The organism is Streptomyces sp. NPDC047971 (assembly GCF_040653355.1).
In the GTDB taxonomy this organism is placed as follows: Bacteria; Actinomycetota; Actinomycetes; order Streptomycetales; family Streptomycetaceae; genus Streptomyces.
The window spans coordinates 16,272-35,657 of record NZ_JBEZNW010000049.1; the positions used below are offsets into that span (position 1 = coordinate 16,272).

19 protein-coding genes are annotated in these 19,386 nt (G+C 70.7%); 9 read left to right on the forward strand and 10 right to left on the reverse strand.

What is annotated here, in order from left to right; all coding sequences use genetic code 11:
* Window positions 1-105: 105 nt before the first annotated feature.
* Window positions 106-1,107 carry a porphobilinogen synthase gene (hemB, locus tag AB0D99_RS31415; protein ID WP_362369973.1) on the forward strand — a complete coding sequence of 334 codons (1,002 nt, stop codon included), beginning with the start codon at window positions 106-108 and terminating at the stop codon, window positions 1,105-1,107.
* Here hemB and AB0D99_RS31420 read toward each other — a convergent pair.
* Together AB0D99_RS31420 and AB0D99_RS31425 are read right to left on the reverse strand one after the other, a co-directional pair.
* Window positions 1,091-1,657, reverse strand: a complete 567-nt coding sequence (locus AB0D99_RS31420; RefSeq protein ID WP_362369976.1) for a hypothetical protein — start codon at window positions 1,655-1,657, stop codon at window positions 1,091-1,093. The two genes, hemB and AB0D99_RS31420, sit on opposite strands and share 17 nt — an antisense overlap.
* A 41-nt stretch (window positions 1,658-1,698) precedes the next feature.
* Window positions 1,699-2,655, reverse strand: coding sequence for an NAD(P)-binding domain-containing protein (locus AB0D99_RS31425; protein WP_362369979.1), 957 nt, complete (start codon window positions 2,653-2,655; stop codon window positions 1,699-1,701).
* Window positions 2,656-2,828: 173 nt separating this feature from the next.
* Here AB0D99_RS31425 and AB0D99_RS31430 point away from each other — a divergent pair, with 173 nt between their 5' ends.
* Both AB0D99_RS31430 and AB0D99_RS31435 read left to right on the forward strand, forming a co-directional pair.
* Window positions 2,829-3,098, forward strand: coding sequence for a DUF1876 domain-containing protein (locus AB0D99_RS31430; RefSeq protein WP_362370057.1), 270 nt, complete (start codon window positions 2,829-2,831; stop codon window positions 3,096-3,098).
* Window positions 3,099-3,404: 306 nt separating this feature from the next.
* Window positions 3,405-5,009 (forward strand): helix-turn-helix domain-containing protein, encoded by a 1,605-nt coding sequence (locus tag AB0D99_RS31435; protein ID WP_362369982.1) that lies wholly within the window; start codon window positions 3,405-3,407, stop codon window positions 5,007-5,009.
* A 79-nt stretch (window positions 5,010-5,088) separates the two neighbouring features.
* Here AB0D99_RS31435 and argS read toward each other — a convergent pair whose 3' ends face one another.
* Window positions 5,089-6,858 (reverse strand): arginine--tRNA ligase, encoded by a 1,770-nt coding sequence (gene argS / locus AB0D99_RS31440; RefSeq protein WP_362369985.1) that lies wholly within the window; start codon window positions 6,856-6,858, stop codon window positions 5,089-5,091.
* A gap of 181 nt (window positions 6,859-7,039) precedes the next feature.
* On the opposite strand from argS, the gene lysS reads away from it, so the two are divergent.
* Complete coding sequence (gene lysS, locus AB0D99_RS31445; protein WP_362369988.1) at window positions 7,040-8,764, forward strand: lysine--tRNA ligase; 1,725 nt, start codon at window positions 7,040-7,042, stop codon at window positions 8,762-8,764.
* 273 nt (window positions 8,765-9,037) lie between these two features.
* Window positions 9,038-9,244: a hypothetical protein gene (locus AB0D99_RS31450; protein WP_362369991.1), complete on the forward strand. Its 207-nt coding sequence runs from the start codon at window positions 9,038-9,040 to the stop codon at window positions 9,242-9,244.
* Window positions 9,245-9,262: 18 nt separating this feature from the next.
* Here the strand turns inward: AB0D99_RS31450 and AB0D99_RS31455 are convergent, their stop codons facing one another.
* The 3 genes from AB0D99_RS31455 to AB0D99_RS31465 form a co-directional block, all read right to left on the reverse strand.
* Window positions 9,263-10,540, reverse strand: coding sequence for a DUF2637 domain-containing protein (locus AB0D99_RS31455; protein ID WP_362369994.1), 1,278 nt, complete (start codon window positions 10,538-10,540; stop codon window positions 9,263-9,265).
* Window positions 10,541-10,689: 149 nt separating this feature from the next.
* Window positions 10,690-11,415 carry a DUF3558 domain-containing protein gene (locus tag AB0D99_RS31460; protein ID WP_362369997.1) on the reverse strand — a complete coding sequence of 242 codons (726 nt, stop codon included), beginning with the start codon at window positions 11,413-11,415 and terminating at the stop codon, window positions 10,690-10,692.
* Between the two features lie 130 nt (window positions 11,416-11,545).
* Window positions 11,546-12,382 carry a DUF3558 domain-containing protein gene (locus tag AB0D99_RS31465; RefSeq protein WP_362370000.1) on the reverse strand — a complete coding sequence of 279 codons (837 nt, stop codon included), beginning with the start codon at window positions 12,380-12,382 and terminating at the stop codon, window positions 11,546-11,548.
* Between the two features lie 174 nt (window positions 12,383-12,556).
* Here AB0D99_RS31465 and AB0D99_RS31470 point away from each other — a divergent pair, with 174 nt between their 5' ends.
* On the forward strand, window positions 12,557-13,750 hold the full coding sequence (locus AB0D99_RS31470; protein ID WP_362370003.1) for an RtcB family protein: 1,194 nt from the start codon (window positions 12,557-12,559) through the stop codon (window positions 13,748-13,750).
* A 107-nt stretch (window positions 13,751-13,857) separates the two neighbouring features.
* Here AB0D99_RS31470 and AB0D99_RS31475 read toward each other — a convergent pair whose 3' ends face one another.
* Both AB0D99_RS31475 and AB0D99_RS31480 read right to left on the reverse strand, forming a co-directional pair.
* Entirely contained in the window at window positions 13,858-14,622 is a 765-nt protein-coding gene (locus tag AB0D99_RS31475; protein WP_362370006.1) for an SDR family NAD(P)-dependent oxidoreductase, read from the reverse strand.
* Window positions 14,623-14,688: 66 nt separating this feature from the next.
* The gene (locus tag AB0D99_RS31480; protein WP_362370009.1) at window positions 14,689-15,024 is read right to left on the reverse strand and encodes a YnfA family protein; all 336 of its coding nucleotides are present in this window, start codon (window positions 15,022-15,024) and stop codon (window positions 14,689-14,691) included.
* A gap of 92 nt (window positions 15,025-15,116) precedes the next feature.
* Between AB0D99_RS31480 and AB0D99_RS31485 the strand changes: the two genes are divergently transcribed.
* On the forward strand, window positions 15,117-15,587 hold the full coding sequence (locus tag AB0D99_RS31485; RefSeq protein ID WP_362370012.1) for a hypothetical protein: 471 nt from the start codon (window positions 15,117-15,119) through the stop codon (window positions 15,585-15,587).
* Between the two features lie 4 nt (window positions 15,588-15,591).
* Here AB0D99_RS31485 and AB0D99_RS31490 read toward each other — a convergent pair whose 3' ends face one another.
* Window positions 15,592-16,971 carry an FAD-dependent monooxygenase gene (locus AB0D99_RS31490; RefSeq protein ID WP_362370015.1) on the reverse strand — a complete coding sequence of 460 codons (1,380 nt, stop codon included), beginning with the start codon at window positions 16,969-16,971 and terminating at the stop codon, window positions 15,592-15,594.
* 123 nt (window positions 16,972-17,094) lie between these two features.
* Here AB0D99_RS31490 and AB0D99_RS31495 point away from each other — a divergent pair, with 123 nt between their 5' ends.
* Entirely contained in the window at window positions 17,095-17,655 is a 561-nt protein-coding gene (locus AB0D99_RS31495) for a TetR family transcriptional regulator (protein WP_362370017.1), read from the forward strand.
* 172 nt (window positions 17,656-17,827) lie between these two features.
* On the opposite strand, the gene AB0D99_RS31500 is transcribed toward AB0D99_RS31495, so the two are convergent.
* Window positions 17,828-18,565, reverse strand: coding sequence for a Mut7-C RNAse domain-containing protein (locus tag AB0D99_RS31500; RefSeq protein ID WP_362370020.1), 738 nt, complete (start codon window positions 18,563-18,565; stop codon window positions 17,828-17,830).
* Window positions 18,566-18,737: 172 nt separating this feature from the next.
* Here AB0D99_RS31500 and AB0D99_RS31505 point away from each other — a divergent pair, with 172 nt between their 5' ends.
* Window positions 18,738-19,187, forward strand: coding sequence for a GNAT family N-acetyltransferase (locus AB0D99_RS31505; RefSeq protein WP_362370024.1), 450 nt, complete (start codon window positions 18,738-18,740; stop codon window positions 19,185-19,187).
* Window positions 19,188-19,386 lie beyond the last annotated feature (199 nt).

Sequence of the window (19,386 nt, forward strand, 5' to 3'; positions counted from 1 at the left end):
GGGACGGTTCCGCCATGCCCACCCCGCTTCTGCGGACCGGGGTCCTGCGACGGGGGCAACACGGTGTCGGTAAGTGCATGGATTCCGCGGGCGTAGCCTCGGTTCATGAACTCGTACGGAACCTTTCCCGGGGCGCGGCCGCGGCGGCTGCGGACGACTCCTGCCATGCGGCGGATGGTGGCCGAGACGCGGCTGAGCCCGGCCGACCTGATCCTTCCCGCGTTCGTCCGGGAGGGGATCGCCGAGCCCCGGCCGATCGCCGCCATGCCCGGAGTGGTGCAGCACTCGCGGGACACCCTGCGCAAGGCCGCCGTCGAGGCGCTGGAGGCCGGGGTCTCCGGGATCATGCTCTTCGGTGTGCCCGAGGACGAGAAGAAGGACGCCGCCGGCACGGCGGGCACCGACCCGGACGGGATTCTCCAGGTCGCGATCCGCGACGTGAAGGCCGAGGTCGGCGACGATCTGGTGATCATGTCCGACCTCTGCCTGGACGAGTACACCGACCACGGGCACTGCGGGGTGCTGGACGCGAGCGGACGGGTCGACAACGACGCCACCCTGGAGCGCTACGCCGAGATGGCGCAGGTCCAGGCCGACGCCGGGGTCCATGTCGTCGGGCCCTCCGGGATGATGGACGGCCAGGTGGGGGTGGTCCGGGACGCGCTGGACACCATCGGCAAGGAGGACGTGTCGATCCTCGCGTACACGGCGAAGTACTCCTCCGCCTTCTACGGTCCCTTCCGTGAGGCCGTCGGCTCGTCCCTGCAGGGTGACCGCAAGACCTACCAGCAGGACCCCGCCAACGTCCGCGAGTCGCTGCGCGAGCTGGCCCTGGATCTGGAGGAGGGCGCCGACATGGTGATGGTGAAGCCCGCGGGCCCCTACCTGGACGTGCTCGCGAAGGTCGCCGAAGCCGTGGACGTGCCGGTCGCCGCGTACCAGATCAGTGGTGAGTACGCGATGGTCGAGGCCGCGGCGGAGAAGGGCTGGATCGACCGCGACAAGGCCATCTTCGAGACGCTCACGGGGATCAGGCGCGCGGGTGGGCAGATGATCCTCACCTACTGGGCCACCGAGGTCGCGCAGAAGCTCAGCCGCGGGGTCTGACGGCTTCCCGGCTCTCTCGCACGACTCCTCGATAGGGGCGGAACCGCACGGCGGTTCCGCCCTCTTCGTCGTCATGGGCCGTGAGGACGTGGACGCGCCTGCCGTCCTCGCCGCGGTGGAAGTACTGGGCGACGCCGGCCTCGGAGCGGGTCGCGCTGAGGGTGCGTACGGGTGCCTCCCGGAGCCGTACGACGCGCTCGTGGGTGTAGCGGCCGGGCGGGCCCACCGTGGCCAGGGCCTGGACGGAGGCGGTGATGGCCCGCTGGTTGGCCGGGTCGGCGGTGAAGGCGTAGTGGGCGGCCGAGTCCGTCCACTGGGCGTAGTTGAGGATCGTCCGGCCGTCGGAGCCCATCAGGCAGTGGCGCGAGAGGAACGCCTCCGGCAGCTCGGCCCGGGCCCAGGCGTCCATCACGGTGTCCATCACGAGCCGCTGCCGCTCGGCGCTGTCCGTGTACCACTCGGCGATCAGGACGAGGCCGGCGTCCGGCCTGCCTAACGCCGGGAAGTCGTCGGTCTCCACCGGCAGGGCCCCCGTTGAATCGTTAGTCATGACTAACAGTTTCCCGGGGTGTCCGGCTTCCATGCAAGCGATTAACGCGTCAGCATCTCCGCCAGACGGGACAGGCCGTCCGCCGCATGCCCCTCGGCGATCGAGCGGTCCAGGAGCGCCTGGAAGGGCACGAAGAGCTCCGGACTGACACCCTGCGCCTCGAACGTGGCCAGGAAGTTGGGGAACGCGGCCTGGTTGACGGCCAGGCTGGAGACATCGGTCAGGTGCTGCCCCGAGTCGACCGCCCGCGCGATCCCCGGCACGCCGGCCAGCATCGCCGCGACCCACGGGACCAGCAGCTCGGCGTACTCCTCGGCGCCGATCTTCTCCGTACGGACCAGGGCCAGCGCCTGGACGACCCCGATGAACATCCCGTACATGCCGGTCAGCAGCCCCAGGTCGTACAGGGCCGCGAGGCCCGGGTCGGTGCCCGTCCACCTCGTGCCGCCCAGCGCCGCGAGGGTCGCGCGGTGACTTCGGTACGCCTCCTCGTCGCCGCTGTAGAAGACGTACGCGTCCGGGCCCGCGATCATCTGCGGGACCCCCATGATCCCGCCGTCGACGTACCGGGCGCCGCGCTCCGCCGCCCGGGCGGAGAGCGCCCGGGCCTGCTCGGGTGTGCCGTTCGTGAGGTTGACCAGCGTCTTTCCCGCCACGGAGTCGCCGAGCGCGGTGAAGAGCTCCTCGACGTTGTCGTTCGTCAGCAGGCAGAGCACGACGAGCGGGCTCGCGGCCACCGCGTCCACGGGCGTGTCGGCCGGCAGCGCGCCCTGCGCGACCAGCGGGCCCGTCCTGGCCGGGGAGCGGTTCCAGACGGTGACCGGATGGCCCGCGTTCAGGAAGGCGGCCGCGAGCGCCGTGCCCATCATGCCCAGGCCGAGGACGGAGACCGGGGCGGAGGCGGCGGCGGAGACGGCGGCGGTCGAGGGGGTGCTCGCGGGGGTGCTCTCGGGGGTGCTCTCGGGGGTGCTCTCGGACTGGGGGGTGCTTGCGGGCATGGGGGTGCTCCAGGGCTTGGAATCGGGGGTTGGAGCCGTCCTGCGGCTCGCTTTCGATCCTTCTCCCTCGCGGTACGCCCCACAAGTACCGACTTATTCGTCAGCTACGCACCGATTGGTAAGGATGCGCCGGGCGGCGCACCCTGGAAGTACCTCAGGAGGTGGTCCTCATGATGCACACGCTCGTGGGATGGCACGTCGAGATGGAGTTCCAGGAGGAGGGTGACCGGACGAGGGCGGCCGCCATGGTGCGGCTCGGTGACGGCACCGAGTTCCGCGCCCAGGGCAACGCCCACCGGCACCCTTCGGACCCCGAGCAGCTGCGGGTCGGCGAGGAGATCGCGGGCGCACGCGCGCTCATGGATCTCGCCTCGCAGCTGCTGCAGAAGGCACACACGGAGATCGACGAGGTGTCGGGCCGGACGTCCCGGCCCATCACCTGACCGCGCATCAGTACATCGGCGGCGGGGGCGACGTGACGCGTCGTCCCCGCCGCCGACGCCACCGGCCGGTCAGCCCCGGGCGATCAGAGCGATCACGATCGCGGTGCAGGTGATCAGGACTGCGACGGCTACGACGTCCGTCAGATGACTGTTGGGCATGGGCCCACCCTGTGGGCCGGGGCGATCCCGCGGCAACGGTCACGGGACAATGGGGGAAGCCGGAACGCGCGGACCTGCCGTGACCTGGGGAAACAAGCCACCCCTGGAATGCGTTCCTGGGACGGTCGAGACGAGGGGACGGGGCGGGTGGCCAAGGAGGCGGACGAGTTCGCGGAGCTGGTGCGCGGGCTGAAGGAGCGATCCGGGCTCAGCTACGGGGCGTTGGCCAAGAAGCTCCACGTCAGTACGTCGACGCTGCACCGGTACAGCAACGGTGACGCCGTACCGGCCGAGTTCGCCCCCGTGGAGCGACTGGGCCGGCTGTGCGGAGCCTCCCGCGACGAGCTGATCGCGCTGCACCGCAGCTGGATTCTGGCGGACGACGCGCGACGACGTGGCAAGAACGCGCCCGCGGCTCCCGAGCCGCAGGGATCGCAGGGCGGGCCGGCGGTGTCCGGGGCGGCGGACGAGGGGGAGGGTCCGGCTGGGGCCGGGGCGGCGGACGAGGGTGAGAGTCCGGCTGGGTCCGGGGCGGCGGTGTCCGGGGAGGGTCCGGCCGGTTCCGGAGCGGCTGCCGACGTGGCGAGCCCGTCCGTCGTTGCCTCCGCAGCGGCCTCCGACACCGCCCCGGACGTCGCCCCGGACGTCGCCCCGGACGTCGCCCCGGGCACCGCTCCGGCCGGCGGCCCCGACGGCGGCTCGCTCTCCGGCCCGCACACCGCGGCGATGCCCGCAGCCGCCCAGCCGGCTCCCGGGCCCGCGGCCGAGTCCGACGCCGCGTCCGAGGTCGTCGTGACCGTGCAGGCACCTCCTCGGGGCTCCGGCACCCCGGAGAACTCCGCCCGCTCCCGCAAGCGGCTGCGGACAGCCGTCGCCGCGGCCGCCGTCGTCGCGCTCGCCGTGCCCGTGGCGTACGCCGTCAACCGCCCCGACGACAGCCGCGCCGGCGACAAGAACGCCTCCGGGCAGCACGCGAACGGCTCCGTCGAGGCGCCCGCGGCGAGCGACTCCGCGCCCCCGTCGGCCTCCGCGTCCGCATCGGGCTCCGGCTCCCCGTCCGCCGCCGCGACGCCGAGCACACCGGCGACCTCGGCCGGAACCAACCCCTCCGCCCGGACGACCCGTCAGCCGGCGGGCGCCCCCGTGAGCGTGGGCATCAGCTCGTACAACTGGGCCGGAGCCTGCGGCCAGTACTACGCCCTCGACCGCTCACCCGGGCAGGTCCCGCCGCCGCCCGCCCCGCAGGACAGCCGGGGCTGGGCGCGGGCGCTCGGCGGGGTCGACGGCGGTCACATGCAGCTCCAGCTCACCGTCACCGGCCGCACCGACGAGGCCACGGTCCTCACCGCCGTCCGCGTACGCGTCGTGGAACGCGCCGCGCCCCTCGACCGGGCCGCGTACTTCATGGGCGACGGCTGTGGCGGCGGCATCACCCCGCAGGCCTTCGACATCGACCTCGACGCCCCGCACCCCACCGCCGAGCCGGTCGCCGGCCTCGACGGCGAACACCGGGTACCGGCCAAGGACTTCCCCTACAAGGTCTCCACCAGCGACCCCCAGGTCATCAACCTCGACCTGCACACCGAGTCGTACGCCGTCTCCTGGTACCTCGAAGTGGAGTGGAGCAGCGGCGAACGGCACGGAAAGGCACGCGTCGACGACGGCGGGAAGCCGTTCCGTACGAGCGCGATCGAAGGCAGGAAGCAGTACGCCTACCGGCCCGACACGGGCGAGTGGGCCGCGTCGCAGTGAACCGACGCGAAGGCCCCGGCACCGTACGCGGACGGTGCCGGGGCCTTCGCCGTGGCGCGATGGGCGCCACGGCGCGTCGTCAGAGGCGCTCGGGCGTCCGGATGCCCAGCAGGGCCAGGCCCTGGTGGAGCGTCCGGGCGGTCAGGTCGCAGAGGAACAGCCGGTTCTCCGCGACCTCCTTCGGCGGCGCCGGCTTGATGACCGGGCACTGGTCGTAGAACGTCGTGTACAGCGACGCCAGCTGGTACAGGTACGCGGCCAGCTTGTGCGGGGCGTACTCCTCGGCGACCTCGGCCAGCGTCTCGCCGAACTGGTCCAGGTGCAGACCGAGCGCGCGCTCCGCCGGAGCCAGCTCCAGCTCCGGGTGGGCCAGCGGCGCGAACTCACCGGCCTTGCCGAAGATCGACTTGATACGCGCGTACGCGTACTGGAGGTACACCGACGTGTCGCCGTTCAGCGACACCATCTGGTCCAGGTCGAACTTGTAGTCCCGCGCCGCGGACGTCGACAGGTCGGCGTACTTGACCGCGCCGATGCCCACGTACTGGCCGTTCTCGACGATCTCCGTCTCGGTCAGGCCCACCTTCTCGGCCTTCTCACGGACGACCGCGGTCGCCCGGTCCACGGCCTCGTCCAGCAGGTCCACCAGCCTGACCGTCTCGCCCTCACGGGTCTTGAACGGCTTGCCGTCCTTGCCGAGCACCGTGCCGAACGCCAGCTGGACCGCCTTGACCTCGTCGTTCAGCCATCCGGCCCGGCGGGCGGTCTCGAAGACCATCTTGAAGTGCAGCGACTGGCGGGCGTCGACCACGTACAGCAGGGACGTCGCCTTCAGGTTCTGCACCCGGTCACGGATCGCCGACAGGTCCGTGGCCGCGTAGCCGAAACCGCCGTCGGACTTCTGGACGATCAGCGGGGTCGGGTTGCCGTCCGGGCCCTTGATGTCGTCGAAGAACACGCACAGCGCGCCATTGGAGCGGACCGCGACGCCCGACTCCTCCAGGATGCGGCAGGTCTCCACCAGCATGTCGTTGTAGCCCGACTCGCCGACCACGTCCGCGTCGTCGATGTCCATGTCGAGCTTGTCGAAGACCGAGTAGAAGTAGATCTTCGACTCGTCGACGAACCGCTGCCACATGGCGCGCGTCTGCTCGTCACCGGCCTGAAGGTCCACGACCCGCGCCCGCGCCCGGGTCTTGAACTCCTCGTCCGAGTCGAACAGCGTCCGCGAAGCCTTGTACAGCCGGTTGAGGTTGGACATGGCCTCCTCGCCGGAGACCTCGTCCTCGGACTTGTGGTCCAGCTCGTGCGGGTGCTCGACCAGGTACTGGATGAGCATGCCGAACTGGGTGCCCCAGTCGCCGATGTGGTGACGCCGGACCACCTTCTCGCCCGTGAACTCCAGGATCTCGACCATCGCGGCGCCGATCACGGCGGACCGGAGGTGGCCGACGTGCATCTCCTTCGCCACGTTCGGCTGGGCGTAGTCGATCACCGTCGTGCCGGCGCCCTGACCGTACGGCACACCGAGGCGGTCGTCGGCGGCACGCGCGGCGAGAGTCCTGATGATCGCCTCGTCGGTGACGGTGATGTTCAGGAAGCCGGGGCCCGAGACCTCGATCTCCTTCAGCACGTCGTTCGCCGGGATGCCACCGACGACCTTCGTCGCCAGCTCACGCGGGTTGCCCTTGAGCTGCTTGGCGAGGGCCAGGATGCCGTTGGCCTGGAAGTCGGCCCGGTCGCTACGTCGCAGCAGCGGGTCGGCGGAACCGGCCTCCGGCAGGGCTGCCGAGAGACCTTCCGCGAGACGCTGCTGCACGGTCGAAGCGAGGGAAGGGACCGAGGCCATGAGCTTCCGTTCCTGTCGGTGGTTCAGTGGTGGGCTTTATCGCTTGTCAAGTGTCCCATGGGCGGGCAACGTGTTTTCTCCACCTGTGGACAACCCCGTAGCGCCGCCTTCCGTCTGGGAGAATGGCTGACGTAAGGCCGCAGGGCCTTCGAGGGAATCAAGGAAGAAGGACGTACCGACCGTGGCTCAGAGCAGCACCGAGACCGACTGGGTCTCCCGTTTCGCGGACGAGGTCATCGCCGAGTCGGAGCGACGTGCGCCTGGCAAACCGGTCGTCGTCGCCTCAGGACTCTCCCCCTCCGGCCCCATCCACCTGGGCAACCTCCGCGAGGTCATGACCCCGCACCTGGTCGCCGACGAGGTCCGGCGCCGCGGGTACGAGGTCCGCCACCTGATCTCCTGGGACGACTACGACCGGTACCGCAAGGTCCCGAACGGCGTCGCGGGCATCGACGACTCCTGGGCCGAGCACATCGGCAAGCCCCTGACCTCCGTCCCCGCCCCGGCCGGCTCCCCGCACCCGAACTGGGCCGAGCACTTCAAGGCCGCCATGGTCGAATCGCTCGCCGAGCTCGGCGTCGAGTACGACCCGATCAGCCAGACGGAGCAGTACACCGCGGGCACCTACCGCGAGCAGATCCTGCACGCCATGAAGCACCGCGGCGACATCGACGCGATCCTCGACCAGTACCGGACGAAGAAGACGCCGAAGAAGCAGTCCCAGAAGCCCCTCGACGAGGCCGAGCTGGAAGCCGAGGAAGGCTCCGGCGCGGCCAACGAGGACGACGGCTCCGGCGGCGCCGGCGGCTACTTCCCGTACAAGCCCTACTGCGGTCGGTGCGAGAAGGACCTGACGACCGTCACCTCGTACGACGACGAGACCACCGAGCTGGCCTACACCTGCACGGCCTGCGACTTCTCCGAGACCGTCAAGCTCAGCGAGTTCAACCGCGGCAAGCTGGTCTGGAAGGTCGACTGGCCGATGCGCTGGGCGTACGAAGGCGTCATCTTCGAGCCCTCGGGCGTCGACCACTCGTCGCCCGGCTCGTCCTTCGTCGTCGGCGGCCAGATCGTGCGCCAGATCTTCGACGGCGTCCAGCCGATCGGCCCCATGTACGCGTTCGTCGGCATCAGCGGCATGGCCAAGATGTCCTCCTCGAAGGGCGGCGTACCGACGCCCGCCGACGCGCTGAAGATCATGGAGGCGCCGCTGCTGCGCTGGCTGTACGCCCGCCGCAAGCCCAACCAGTCCTTCAAGATCGCCTTCGACCAGGAGATCCAGCGGCTCTACGACGAGTGGGACAAGCTCGAGGCCAAGGTCACCGACGGCACCGTGCTCCCGGCGGACGCCGCCGCGCACGCCCGGGCCGCCCGCACCGCGGCCGGTGAGCTGCCCCGCACGCCACGGCCCCTGCCCTACCGCACCCTCGCCTCGGTCATGGACATCACGGCCGGCCACGACGAGCAGACCCTCCGGATCCTGACCGACCTGGACCCGGAGAACCCGGTCACCAGCCTGGACGAGGTCCGCCCCCGCCTGGACCGCGCCGAGAACTGGATCACCACCCAGGTCCCGGCCGACCAGCGCACCATCGTCCGCGACGAGCCGGACACCGAGCTCCTCGGCTCCCTCGACGACCAGGGCCGCGAGTCCCTGCGCCTCCTCCTGGAGGGCCTGGACACGCACTGGTCCCTCGACGGCCTGACCACGCTCGTCTACGGCGTCCCGAAGGTCATGGCCGGCCTCGACCCCGAGGCCAAGCCGACCCCGGAGCTGAAGGTCGCCCAGCGCGCCTTCTTCGCCCTGCTCTACAAGCTCCTCGTCAGCCGCGAGACCGGCCCCCGCCTGCCCACCCTGCTGCTGGCGGTCGGCACGGACCGCGTGCGCAAGCTGCTCGGAGCCTGACACCTCACGGCACCAGGACAACGAAGGGCCGCCACCGCGATCGGTGGCGGCCCTTCGCCGTACGGATTCGGTGGCGGCTCATCGCCGAACCGGTTCGGTGGCGGCTCTTCCCCGCACCGGGTCGGTGGCGGCCCTTCGTCGTACCGGTTCGGTGGCGGCCCTTCGCCGTCCGGGACCGCCCGGCCGGTCGAGCGCCGTCTCCATCCTTGGGACTAGACCCGACTCCGACGTGCGCACGACGAAAACACCCACCCCGCGGGAGACCGTGGAGACATGAAGAACGAACTCATCGCCATCATCGGATGGCTCACCCTCGTCCAGGGCGCCCTCGGCGCCGGCGGACAGTTCTTCGGCGACGAAGCCTGGGGCCTGCTCCACAAGTGGTGGGACATCCCCACCGCCGGCTACGTCGTCCTGCTCTTCGCCGGAATCGCGCTCGCCTGGTGGGGCGAGAGGGCCAAGCAACAGGCCAAAGCCTGAGCCCCGACCCACCCACGGTCACGGAATGTGGTTCTCCGCCATCTCCCGCTCGATACGCTGCCGCAACCGCGGAGTCAGCTCCCGCAGGATCGACGCACTGCGCGGATGCTGCACCCCGTACATGTCACTGAGCCATATGTCGAGCTGCTCGGCGTTCGGGAAGTCCTGCCGCTCCTCGACGTAGTCCCACATCGCCTTGTAGGCCGCCTCGGAGAACTCGTCCGCCGGCGGCTCCGGCTCCACGAACTCCGGCTCCACGAACTCCGGATACTCCTCGAACTGCTCCGCACCCTGCTCCTGGCGCGGCCCCGGACCCATCACGTCCTCCGGCCCCTGCGGCACGGCCACCGGCGTCGGCTCCAGACCCTCCACGTACTGAGGCGCGAACGCCGTCTCGTACGCCTCCGGCGGCAGAGCCTGCGCCTGGAACCATGGACTCTCGTGGTTCGAGGACAGCTCCGGCCCGACCGGCCCCTGCCCCGGCACCTGGCCCTGCGGCTGCCCCTGCCCCTGGGGGAGCTGCGGCTGCGGCGCCAGCCGCACCGGCGCCTGCACCGCCTGGACCGCCTGCGACTCTTCCGCCACCGGCTGCGCCGGGATCAGCGCCGGCTCCACACCCGCCGCCGCGAGCCCCGCGGCAGCCGTCTCCGCCAGCGGCACACCGTACTTCGCCAACCGCAGTGGCATCAGCGCCTCCACCGGCGCCTTCCGCCGCCACGCCCGCCCGAACCGCGCCTGCAGCCGAGCCTGGTAGATCAGCCGATCCTGCTCCAGCTTGATCACCTGCTCGTACGAGCGCAGCTCCCACAGCTTCATCCGCCGCCACAACCGGAACGTCGGTATCGGCGACAGCAGCCAACGGGTCAGACGCACACCCTCCATGTGCTTGTCGGCCGTGATGTCGGCTATTCGGCCCACCGCGTGACGGGCAGCCTCCACCGCGACGACGAACAGCACCGGAATCACCGCGTGCATCCCCACACCGAGCGGGTCCGGCCACGCGGCCGCGCCGTTGAACGCGATCGTCGCCGCCGTCAGCACCCACGCCGTCTGGCGCAGCAACGGGAACGGAATCCGGATCCAGGTCAGCAACAGGTCCAGTGCGAGAAGCACACAGATACCCGCGTCGATACCGATCGGGAAGAAGTACGAGAAGTCGCCGAAGCCCTTCTCCACGGCGAGCTCACGCACAGCGGCGTACGAACCCGCGAAACCGATACCGGCAATGATCACCGCACCGGCGATCACCACCCCGATCAGCACCTTGTGCGTGCGTGTCAGCTGCACCGCGGCCACCCGCGATCCCCTCCCGTCATTCCACATCTCGCGGGCACAGCGTGGCACATGCGCGAGGAGCCCGGCCCCCGGGGGAGCGACGGACTCCTCGAAAACATGCGCAAATACGGGTGTTCGCGACGCGCGGCACCCATGCTGCCGCGTCTTTGTTACGAGGCCGTGGCGGCGACCGCCGCGACAGCCTCCTTCGCGGCCTTCACGGCCCCGTCCATCACGACCTTGTCCGTGGGAGCGGACGCCCCCGAGTAACCGGCACCGTTGTACGTCAGCAGCACCAGCACATTGCCCGTCCGGGCCACGACCGAGGCGTACTTGAAGTCCTCGCCCGTCTTCTTCAGGTCGTACGCGACCGCCTTCGACTGCTCACCGACACCCGGCGCCTCCGTGGTCCGCAGCTTCTGCGCACCCTCCGTCGCCTGGAGCTTCGCCAGCTCCTTGGTGAAGTTCTCCTGCGCCCGCTGCTGGCCGCTGCCGAGCGCGGCATCCGACTCGTAGCGGTAGAAGGACACGTCGAGCCAGCGGTAGTGCGAGCCCTTCACACCCTTGTCGTCCAGACCGTTCCACGAGCAGCCACCACGGCTCGTGGTGTCGCTGGAGGGAGCGGTCGTACCGTTCTTCGCCTTCGCCTTCGGCACCAGGCTCGCGGTCGTCTTCGCCGAGATCGACTTGCACACGTCGGGCAGCTTCGAGAACTTCGCCGGCTCGACCGTCTTCGTCGACTGCTGAGCCCTCGGAGTGGCGGAAGCCGAGCCCTTGCCCTTGTCCGGGGTGCCCGAACCGCCGTCGGAGTCCGAGGAGCAGCCGGCGACGACGAGCATCACCGGGACGGCTGCGCAGGCGAGTATGCGGGTGAGTCGCGGGGCTGATCGGTGCATGGTTCCTTCAGTCGCTTGTCGTACGGTCCGGCAGTCGCATGTCATACGGTCCGGCCGGCGGCCACGGTACGCCGACACGTTACGTCCTCGCGATGGACCCGCGGAGGGCACATGGAGCGGCTCCGGGCGGCTACTCCTCCAGCCTCTCGGCGAGCAGCCGGGCCAGATTCCGGGCCTTTTCCTGCAGTTCCTGGCTGTCCGGGGGCTCCACGGAGCCGTTCTTCTGCTCCACGTACTCGACCGTGACGATCACATTGGATGTGCGGAACACCACGCTCACGGTGCGGTGCCGACCGTTCGGACCGCCGGCGCTGAGCACGTCGTCGAGGAACGCGACCTGCCCCAGATCCTCCAGCACGCGGGGCTCCAGACCGGTGGTGGGCGCGACGGTCGGGGTGGGAGAAGGGTCGGCGGAACCGGCACCGGCGGATTCGGCGCCGGCGGGGGTGGCCGGAGCCGTGGAGCCCGCGCTGCCGGTGGGGCTCGCCGGGGTCTGCGGCGCCTGCGTGGGCTTCGGCGGCTCGGGAAGGTCCGCCGCGACCTGCTTGCCCGAGAACACCTCCTGCGCGCGATCGTCGTCGCTGACGGCGGAGTCGTACGACACCACCCGCTCGATGTCGAGGCGCAGCCGGTGCGAGGCGTCGGGGGTGTCGGCCTTCCAGCTGCAGCCGACCCGGCGGTCCGTGTCGTAGGTGACGGCGGCCGTGCCGCGGTACGCCTGGTCGCGCTCCTGCTCGGGGAGCTGGGCGGCGCCGGGGAGCAGGTCCCGGAGCGTGGCCTGCGGGACGGAGCCGCAGGGCTCGAAGAGGGTGCGGTAGCGGCCCGGAGGTGCGGGGGCGGCGGCGGGGCCGGCCTTGGAGTCGACGGCGTCCACGCCGGTGCCGCCGCCCGAGGTGCATCCGGTGAGGCCCAGGGCGAGGACCGCCGCCAGCGCTGTCAGACCGGGTACGTACGCCTGTCGCTGCACGCTCTCAGGCTCCCTTCTCGCGAAGACTTCCCCGAAAACTGTTTGCCGCCGGAGACCGGTGGGTGGACACAATGTCTATCGCACGCGCTGCCGTTGATGCCGGTCCGTTGTCACTTGTACGGGCCTTGGAGCCGGTTTTTGCGTTTTCGGGCTTTTTGGGGGAATCGAGGAAGTATGTCGTATGTAGAGGTACCGGGTGCGAAGGTGCCCATCCGGATGTGGACCGATCCTTCCATGATCGAAGACGGCGCGATGCGCCAGCTCCACAACGTGGCGACCCTTCCTTGGATCAAGGGCCTGGCCGTGATGCCCGACGTGCACTACGGCAAGGGCGCGACGGTGGGCTCCGTGATCGCGATGCAGGGGGCCGTCTGCCCCGCGGCGGTGGGTGTGGACATCGGCTGCGGCATGTCGGCGGTGAAGACGTCGCTGACGGCGAACGACCTGCCGGGGGACCTGTCGCGGCTGCGGTCGAAGATCGAGCAGGCGATTCCGGTGGGACGGGGGATGCATCGGGAGGAGGTGGATCCCTCGCGGTTGTTCAAGTTCCCGACTGCGGGGTGGGGAGACTTCTGGTCGCGCTTCGACACGGTCGCGGATCCGGTCAAGTTCCGGCGGGACCGGGCGGAGAAGCAGATGGGGACGCTTGGCAGCGGAAATCATTTCGTAGAGCTTTGCATCGATGGCCAAGGGTCTGTCTGGCTGATGCTCCACTCCGGTTCGCGGAACATCGGCAAGGAGCTCGCCGAGTACCACATCGGTGAGGCCCAGAAGCTTCCGCACAACCAGGGGCTCGTCGACCGGGATCTGGCGGTCTTCGTCGCGGACACCCCGCAGATGGCCGCGTACCGGAACGACCTCTTCTGGGCGCAGGAGTACGCGAAGTACAACCGCGCGATCATGATGGCGCTGTTCCAGGAGGTCGTCCGCCGGGAGTTCCGCAAGGCGAAGGTGACCTTCGAGCAGGTCATCTCCTGCCACCACAACTACGTGGCGGAGGAGCGGTACGAGGGGATGGACCTGCTGGTCACGCGTAAGGGCGCGATCCGGGCCGGCTCCGGGGACTTCGGGATCATCCCGGGGTCGATGGGCACCGGCTCGTACATCGTGAAGGGGCTCGGCAACGAGGCGTCCTTCAACTCGGCCTCGCACGGCGCGGGCCGGAAGATGAGCCGGAGCGCGGCGAAGCGGCGCTTCTCGACGCGGGACCTGGAGGAGCAGACGCGCGGCGTGGAGTGCCGGAAGGACTCCGGTGTCGTGGACGAGATCCCGGGCGCGTACAAGCCGATCGAGAAGGTCATGGAGCAGCAGCGGGACCTGGTCGAGGTCGTGGCCAAGCTGAAGCAGGTCATCTGCGTGAAGGGCTGAGGGACGTGCGAGGAGGGGCCGACGCCATGGCGTCGGCCCCTCCTCGTCGTGTGCGGGCGTCGTCCGGGTGAGCGGCTTCGGTCACTCGGACGGGTGGTCGGTTGTCGTCACAGTTCGCGGTGGACCTTGGTGTTGCTGGCCTGGGCGCGGGGGCGGACGACCAGGAGGTCGATGTTGACGTGCGGGGGGCGGGTGCAGGCCCAGGTGATCGTGTCCGCGACGTCGTCGGCGGTGAGGGGTTCGGCCACGCCCGCGTAGACCTTGGCGGCCTTCTCGGCGTCGCCGCGGAAGCGGGTGGTGGCGAACTCGTCCGTCTTCACCATGCCGGGGGCGATCTCGATGACGCGGACGGGGGTGCCGACGATCTCCAGGCGGAGGGTCTCGGCGAGGACGCGGGCGCCGTTCTTGGCGGCCACGTAGCCGGCGCCGCCCTCGTAGGTGGCGTGGCCCGCGGTGGAGGAGAGGACGACGATCGTGCCGTCGCCGCCGGCGGTGAGGGCGGGGAGCAGGGCCTGGGTGACGTTGAGCGTGCCGATGACGTTGACCTCGTACATCTGGCGCCAGTCGTCCGGGTCGCCGGTGGCGACGGGGTCCGCGCCGAGGGCGCCGCCGGCGTTGTTGACGAGGACGGCGATCGTGCGGAAGGCGGTGGCGAAGGTCTGGACGGCCTCGCGGTCGGTGACGTCGAGGGCGTACGCGGTCGCCTGGTGGCCGGCCTGGACGATCTCGTCGGCGAGGGCCTCGATGCGGTCCTTGCGGCGGGCGGTGAGGACCACGCGGTATCCGGCGGCGGCGAGCTGCCTGGCCGTCGCGGCGCCGATACCGCTGCTCGCTCCGGTGACGACGGCGATGGGGGTACCGGCGGCAGTCATGACGTGCTCCTCGCGCGTGTGGTCGATGGTGTCGATCGCGTGGTCAGGATAGGCGGCGGGTGGAGGTCAGCGGGTGCGCGGGGCGTACATGATCACGGCCATGCCGACGAGGCAGATCAGGGCGCCGATGACGTCCCAGCGGTCGGGGCGGTAGCCGTCGGCGACCATGCCCCAGGCGAGGGATCCGGCGACGAACACTCCTCCGTACGCGGCCAGGATCCGGCCGAATTCGGCGTCGGGCTGGAGGGTGGCGACGAAGCCGTAGATGCCGAGGGCGAGGACGCCGGTGCCGATCCAGATCCAGCCGCGGTGTTCGCGGACGCCTTGCCAGACGAGCCACGCGCCGCCGATCTCGAACAGGGCGGCGAGGGCGAAGAGGGCGGCGGAGCGGGCGATGAGCATGGGCTCAGGGTGCCATGGGGGGTCGGGGCGTCGGGGACACGCGGGCTGATGGTTGGTCAGGGTATATGCGTGATTATCGGTATCTTCGGGGCATGAGTGCGATGCGCAGGGCGCTGTTCGGGGCGGCGTTGGCGGTGGTGGTGGTGCTCGGTGCGGGTGAGGGGGCCCGGGCTGTGGGGCATGAGGCCGATCTGGCCCACCATGGTCATGTCTCCCTCTGGGAGGGCCGGGTCGGCGTCCTGCTGGTGAGTGAGAACCACGGGCCGTCGGATGTGTCGCAGGCGACCGTACGGCTGTCGTTCTCCGAACCGCTGGCCGGCGGGCAGGTGCTGCCGCCGGCCTGTCTGTGGGGGAGTGAGCGGGTGGTGGTCTGTCGGACGGGTGCGCTGAGGGCGGCGGGGGCGGTCGACGCGCTGGTCCTCGATCTGCGCACGGCTGCTTCTCCGGACGAGATGACGGTGGACATCGGCACCTTGTGGAGCGACGGTGTCGCCGACGACAACCCGAGGAACGACAGGCATCGTGTCCTGGTTCTCGCCACCGGCGACCCGTACGTCTTCTGACCGGTCAGTGGGTGTAGCCGTCGGGGCGGACCAGGAGTGTCGTGCGGCGGGTGGGGTCGGTCCAGGTGGCCCGCACGATCCGCTCCGGGCTGGTGGGGGAGGTCGGTAGCGCGGGGGTGGTGCCCTCGGGGGCGATCAGGACGAACTCGCCCTTGCGCAGGAGTTCGTAGAGTCTGCCCTCGCGGAGCTTCAGGTCGGGGACGCGGCGGGTGTTGCGGCCGTAGGAGATGCCGAGCCCGCTGATCATGCCGATGGCCTTGGCGGAGGCGGGACGGACGGTGGCGAGGAACCTGGCGGCCAGTGCGCGTGCGGTGCGCTGGAGCGGGCTGTGGGCCATGGCGAGTCGGACGATGGCGCCGCTGCTGCGGAGCACCATGGCGCCGACGGGGTGGCGCTCGGACTGGTAGCTGTCGAGGAGGGCTTCGGGGTCCGGGGCGTCGCCGTGCAGGACCGCGGCGAGTTTCCAGGAGAGGTTGGCGGCGTCCTGGAGGCCGGTGTTCATGCCCTGGCCGCCGGCGGGGGAGTGGACGTGGGCGGCGTCTCCGGCGAGGAAGACGCGGCCGACGCGGTAGGCCGGGGCCTGGCGTTCGTCGCTGTGGAAGCGGGAGATCCATCGGGCGTCGTGCATTCCGTAGTCGCTGCCGAGTGCGCGGCGGGCGATGGAGCGGACCTCTTCGAGGTCGACGGGCTCGTCGTCGGCGACCTGGCGGGTGCGGTCCCAGCCCATGACGCGGTACCAGCCGTCGCCGAAGGGGGCGATGAAGGCGAAGGCGTCCCCGACGCCGTTGACCGAGAGGAGTCCTTCGGGCTTCTCGGCGAGGCGGACGTCGGCGAGGACGATGGAGCGGATGACCGATTCACCGGGGAAGGGCAGGCCGAGTGCGGTGCGCACGGCGCTGCGGTGGCCGTCGGTGCCGACGAGGTAGCGGGCGCGGAGGGTGGTGGGGGTGCCGTCGGGGCCGGTGACGTCGACGGTGACGTGGTCGGCGTCCTGGCTCAGTCCGCGCAGTTCCGTTCCGTACCGGAAGTCCACGCCTGTGGACAGCGCGCGCCGTTCGAGGAGTCGCTCGACCTCGTACTGGGGAGTGATGAGGAGGTACGGGAAGCGGGAGCGGAGTCGGGTCAGGTCGAGGCTGAGGCGGCGGAAGAGCCGGAGCTCGGTGATGGGGGTGCCGGTGGCGATCAGTTCGTCGGCGAGGCCGCGGGCGTCCAGTTGCTCCAGGGTGCGGGCGTGAACTCCGAAGGCGCGGGTCATGTTGCTGATGCCGTGGGGGCGGCGCTCGACCACGGTGACGCGCAGGCCCGCGGCGGCGAGGTCGCCGGCGAGCAGCATTCCGGTGGGGCCGGAGCCGGCGACGAGTACATCGGCGTCCAGGTGGTTCATGGCTCACTCCTGACTGAAAGTGGTGCCCACGGTCGTTGGCCAACCGCTGTTGGTCAACGCTTGTTGGCAAAGGTAGCCCGGCCGCGATGGACTGTCAACACCTGTTGGCCTACAGTTGTTGACATGACGACCGCACGCCGCTCCGACACCACCCGAGCCGCGATCCTCGAAGCCGCCCGCGAACGCTTCGCCGCCGACGGCTACGAGCGCGCCACGATCCGGGCCATCGCCCGCGACGCGGGAATCGATCCTTCGATGGTGATGCGCTACTACGGCAACAAGGAGGGGCTGTTCGCCGCCGCCTCCGAGATCGAGCTGGAGCTTCCCGAACTGGGCGCCCTTCCGGCCCGGCACATCGGCGCGGTGGTGGTGGCGCACTTCCTGGACCGTTGGGAACGCGACGACGTCCTGACCGGAATGCTGAGAGTGGGCGTCACGAACGCCGCGGGCGCCGAGCGGATGCAGACGATCTTCGCCGGGCAGCTCGGTCCCATCGCCCTGGGCGTCTGCCCCGACCCCGCCGAGGCGCCCCGCCGTGCCGCGCTGGTCGCCTCGCAGATCCTCGGCATGGCGCTCGCCCGGTACGTGCTGCGGCTGCCGCCCGCGGTCGAGATGTCCAGGGACGAGATCGTCTCCTGGCTGGCGCCGACCATCCAGCGCTATCTGACGGCACCGGAGCCGTAGGACGCCTGAACCCGGCCTTCCGGGGCGGCCCCTTCCGCCGGTCCGTCGCGTCGGTCCGTCCGACCCCGCCCTTCCGGGGTCGCTTCCGCCGGTCCGTCGCGTCGGTCCGTCCGACCTCGCCCTTCCGGGGTCGCTTCCGCCGGTCCGTCGCGTCGGGCCGGCGGCGGGCGGATCAGCGCGTCGCCGCGCCGCCGAACTCGCGCAGCGCGTCGGTGACGATCGCCTCCAGGCGGGCGTGGTGGGCGCCCCGCCAGTACACCCGCTCGCACGCCGTGCACCGGGCGAAGACGTCGTACGTCTTCTCCGTGCCGTGCTCCAGCCGCTCGCGCACCGAGTCCTTGTCGGCGTCCGTCAGCTCTCCGTTGCAGGCGGTGCAGCGGGTCCAGGGCGCCAGGACGGGCGCGAACCGCTCCAGCACGTCACGGAGTTGGTCGTCGGGACGGTCGCTGTACACATAGGCGCCGGCCCACAGCTCGCGGCGGCGCAGCAGCCCGCGGTCCCGGGACAGCATCACGCGCCGCTCCTTCGCCGACAGCGCGGCCAGGGCGGGATCGCCGATGTCCTCGCTCTCGTACGCCGCGTCCACGCCGAGCAGCCGCAACCGCCGGGCCAGCGTGCCCAGATGCACGTCGAGGAGGAACCGCAGGGGAGCTCCGGGGACGTGCTGCGGGCGTTCCACGCCCTCGACCTCGACCGTCTCGCCCGCCGAGGGGATGTGGGAGACCTCCACCGGACGTCCGTCCACCAGCAGCCGGCCGACCTCGGTCAGGGGAGCGCCCAGCGACTCCACGACATGGCCGAGGGTCGAGGCGCCGTCCGTCGCCACGGCGGTCCGCCCCGGGCGGCGGTCCGCCGAGACGAAGAGCCGCAGGTCGGGGGCGAAACTGATCTGGATCTCCGGTCCGTCCACGGGGACAGGATGTCACCGCGAAGCACCGGGCGGCCAGGGATTTCGGCCGCGGCGGGCCCGGGTCCGTCCGGGGGCCGGGGTGCGGGTCCCTCTCGGGTCTGTCCGGGCCGGGCCACGGGCTCGGCCCGTTCGGGGCCGGGGTGCGGGTCCCGGCTGGGATACCGTCGCCGCCATGAAGATCATCGATCTCGGGCCCGGTGACCCGCGCCTGGAAGCCGACATGCTGCCCGTCCTGCGCGAGCTGCGCCCGCACCTCACGCCCGAGCTCTTCCACGAGATCCACCGCAACGGCCTGCCGCAGGGCCTGCGCTTCAGCGCGGCCTACGCCGAGGACGGCACCTGTGTGGGCGCGGCCGGCTGGCGGATCATCGACAACACCAGCTCGATCCGCAAGCTCTACGTGGACGACCTGGTCACCGCCTCCACCACGCGCTCCACCGGTGTCGGCCACGCGCTCCTGACCCACCTGGAGCAGCACGCGCGGGCCGCCGGCTGCCATGAGCTCAATCTCGACTCGGGCACCCACCGCACCGGCGCCCACCGCTTCTACCTGCGTGAGCGCCTCGACATCGTGGCCTTCCACTTCACCAAGTCGCTGACCGAGGACGGCGCCGTGGACTAGGGCGTCCCTTCCGGATCTTGCCGGGCTCGCGGTGTGTGGCACGCACGCTCCCTGATCCGGCCTGATCCGGAAGAAACGCCCTAGGCGTGTTGCCTCGTCAGGGCCGGGAGGGCCCGGGTTCGTTCGTGGGTGGTCCCGGCCGCCGCCGGGCTGGTCCGCTTGCCGGGAATCGGATCGCCGTCAACGGGGTTGGTGGGGG

Excerpts from the sequence above, each read along its gene's own strand:
- hemB (WP_362369973.1), top strand. The coding sequence starts at position 106 with ATGAACTCGTACGGAACCTTTCCCGGGGCGCGGCCGCGGCGGCTGCGG.
- AB0D99_RS31420 (WP_362369976.1), bottom strand. The coding sequence starts at position 1,657 with ATGACTAACGATTCAACGGGGGCCCTGCCGGTGGAGACCGACGACTTC.
- AB0D99_RS31425 (WP_362369979.1), bottom strand. The coding sequence starts at position 2,655 with ATGCCCGCAAGCACCCCCCAGTCCGAGAGCACCCCCGAGAGCACCCCC.
- AB0D99_RS31430 (WP_362370057.1), top strand. The coding sequence starts at position 2,829 with ATGCACACGCTCGTGGGATGGCACGTCGAGATGGAGTTCCAGGAGGAG.
- argS (WP_362369985.1), bottom strand. The coding sequence starts at position 6,858 with ATGGCCTCGGTCCCTTCCCTCGCTTCGACCGTGCAGCAGCGTCTCGCG.
- AB0D99_RS31450 (WP_362369991.1), top strand. The coding sequence starts at position 9,038 with ATGAAGAACGAACTCATCGCCATCATCGGATGGCTCACCCTCGTCCAG.
- AB0D99_RS31460 (WP_362369997.1), bottom strand. The coding sequence starts at position 11,415 with ATGCACCGATCAGCCCCGCGACTCACCCGCATACTCGCCTGCGCAGCC.
- AB0D99_RS31470 (WP_362370003.1), top strand. The coding sequence starts at position 12,557 with ATGTCGTATGTAGAGGTACCGGGTGCGAAGGTGCCCATCCGGATGTGG.
- AB0D99_RS31475 (WP_362370006.1), bottom strand. The coding sequence starts at position 14,622 with ATGACTGCCGCCGGTACCCCCATCGCCGTCGTCACCGGAGCGAGCAGC.
- AB0D99_RS31480 (WP_362370009.1), bottom strand. The coding sequence starts at position 15,024 with ATGCTCATCGCCCGCTCCGCCGCCCTCTTCGCCCTCGCCGCCCTGTTC.
- AB0D99_RS31485 (WP_362370012.1), top strand. The coding sequence starts at position 15,117 with ATGAGTGCGATGCGCAGGGCGCTGTTCGGGGCGGCGTTGGCGGTGGTG.
- AB0D99_RS31490 (WP_362370015.1), bottom strand. The coding sequence starts at position 16,971 with ATGAACCACCTGGACGCCGATGTACTCGTCGCCGGCTCCGGCCCCACC.
- AB0D99_RS31495 (WP_362370017.1), top strand. The coding sequence starts at position 17,095 with ATGACGACCGCACGCCGCTCCGACACCACCCGAGCCGCGATCCTCGAA.
- AB0D99_RS31505 (WP_362370024.1), top strand. The coding sequence starts at position 18,738 with ATGAAGATCATCGATCTCGGGCCCGGTGACCCGCGCCTGGAAGCCGAC.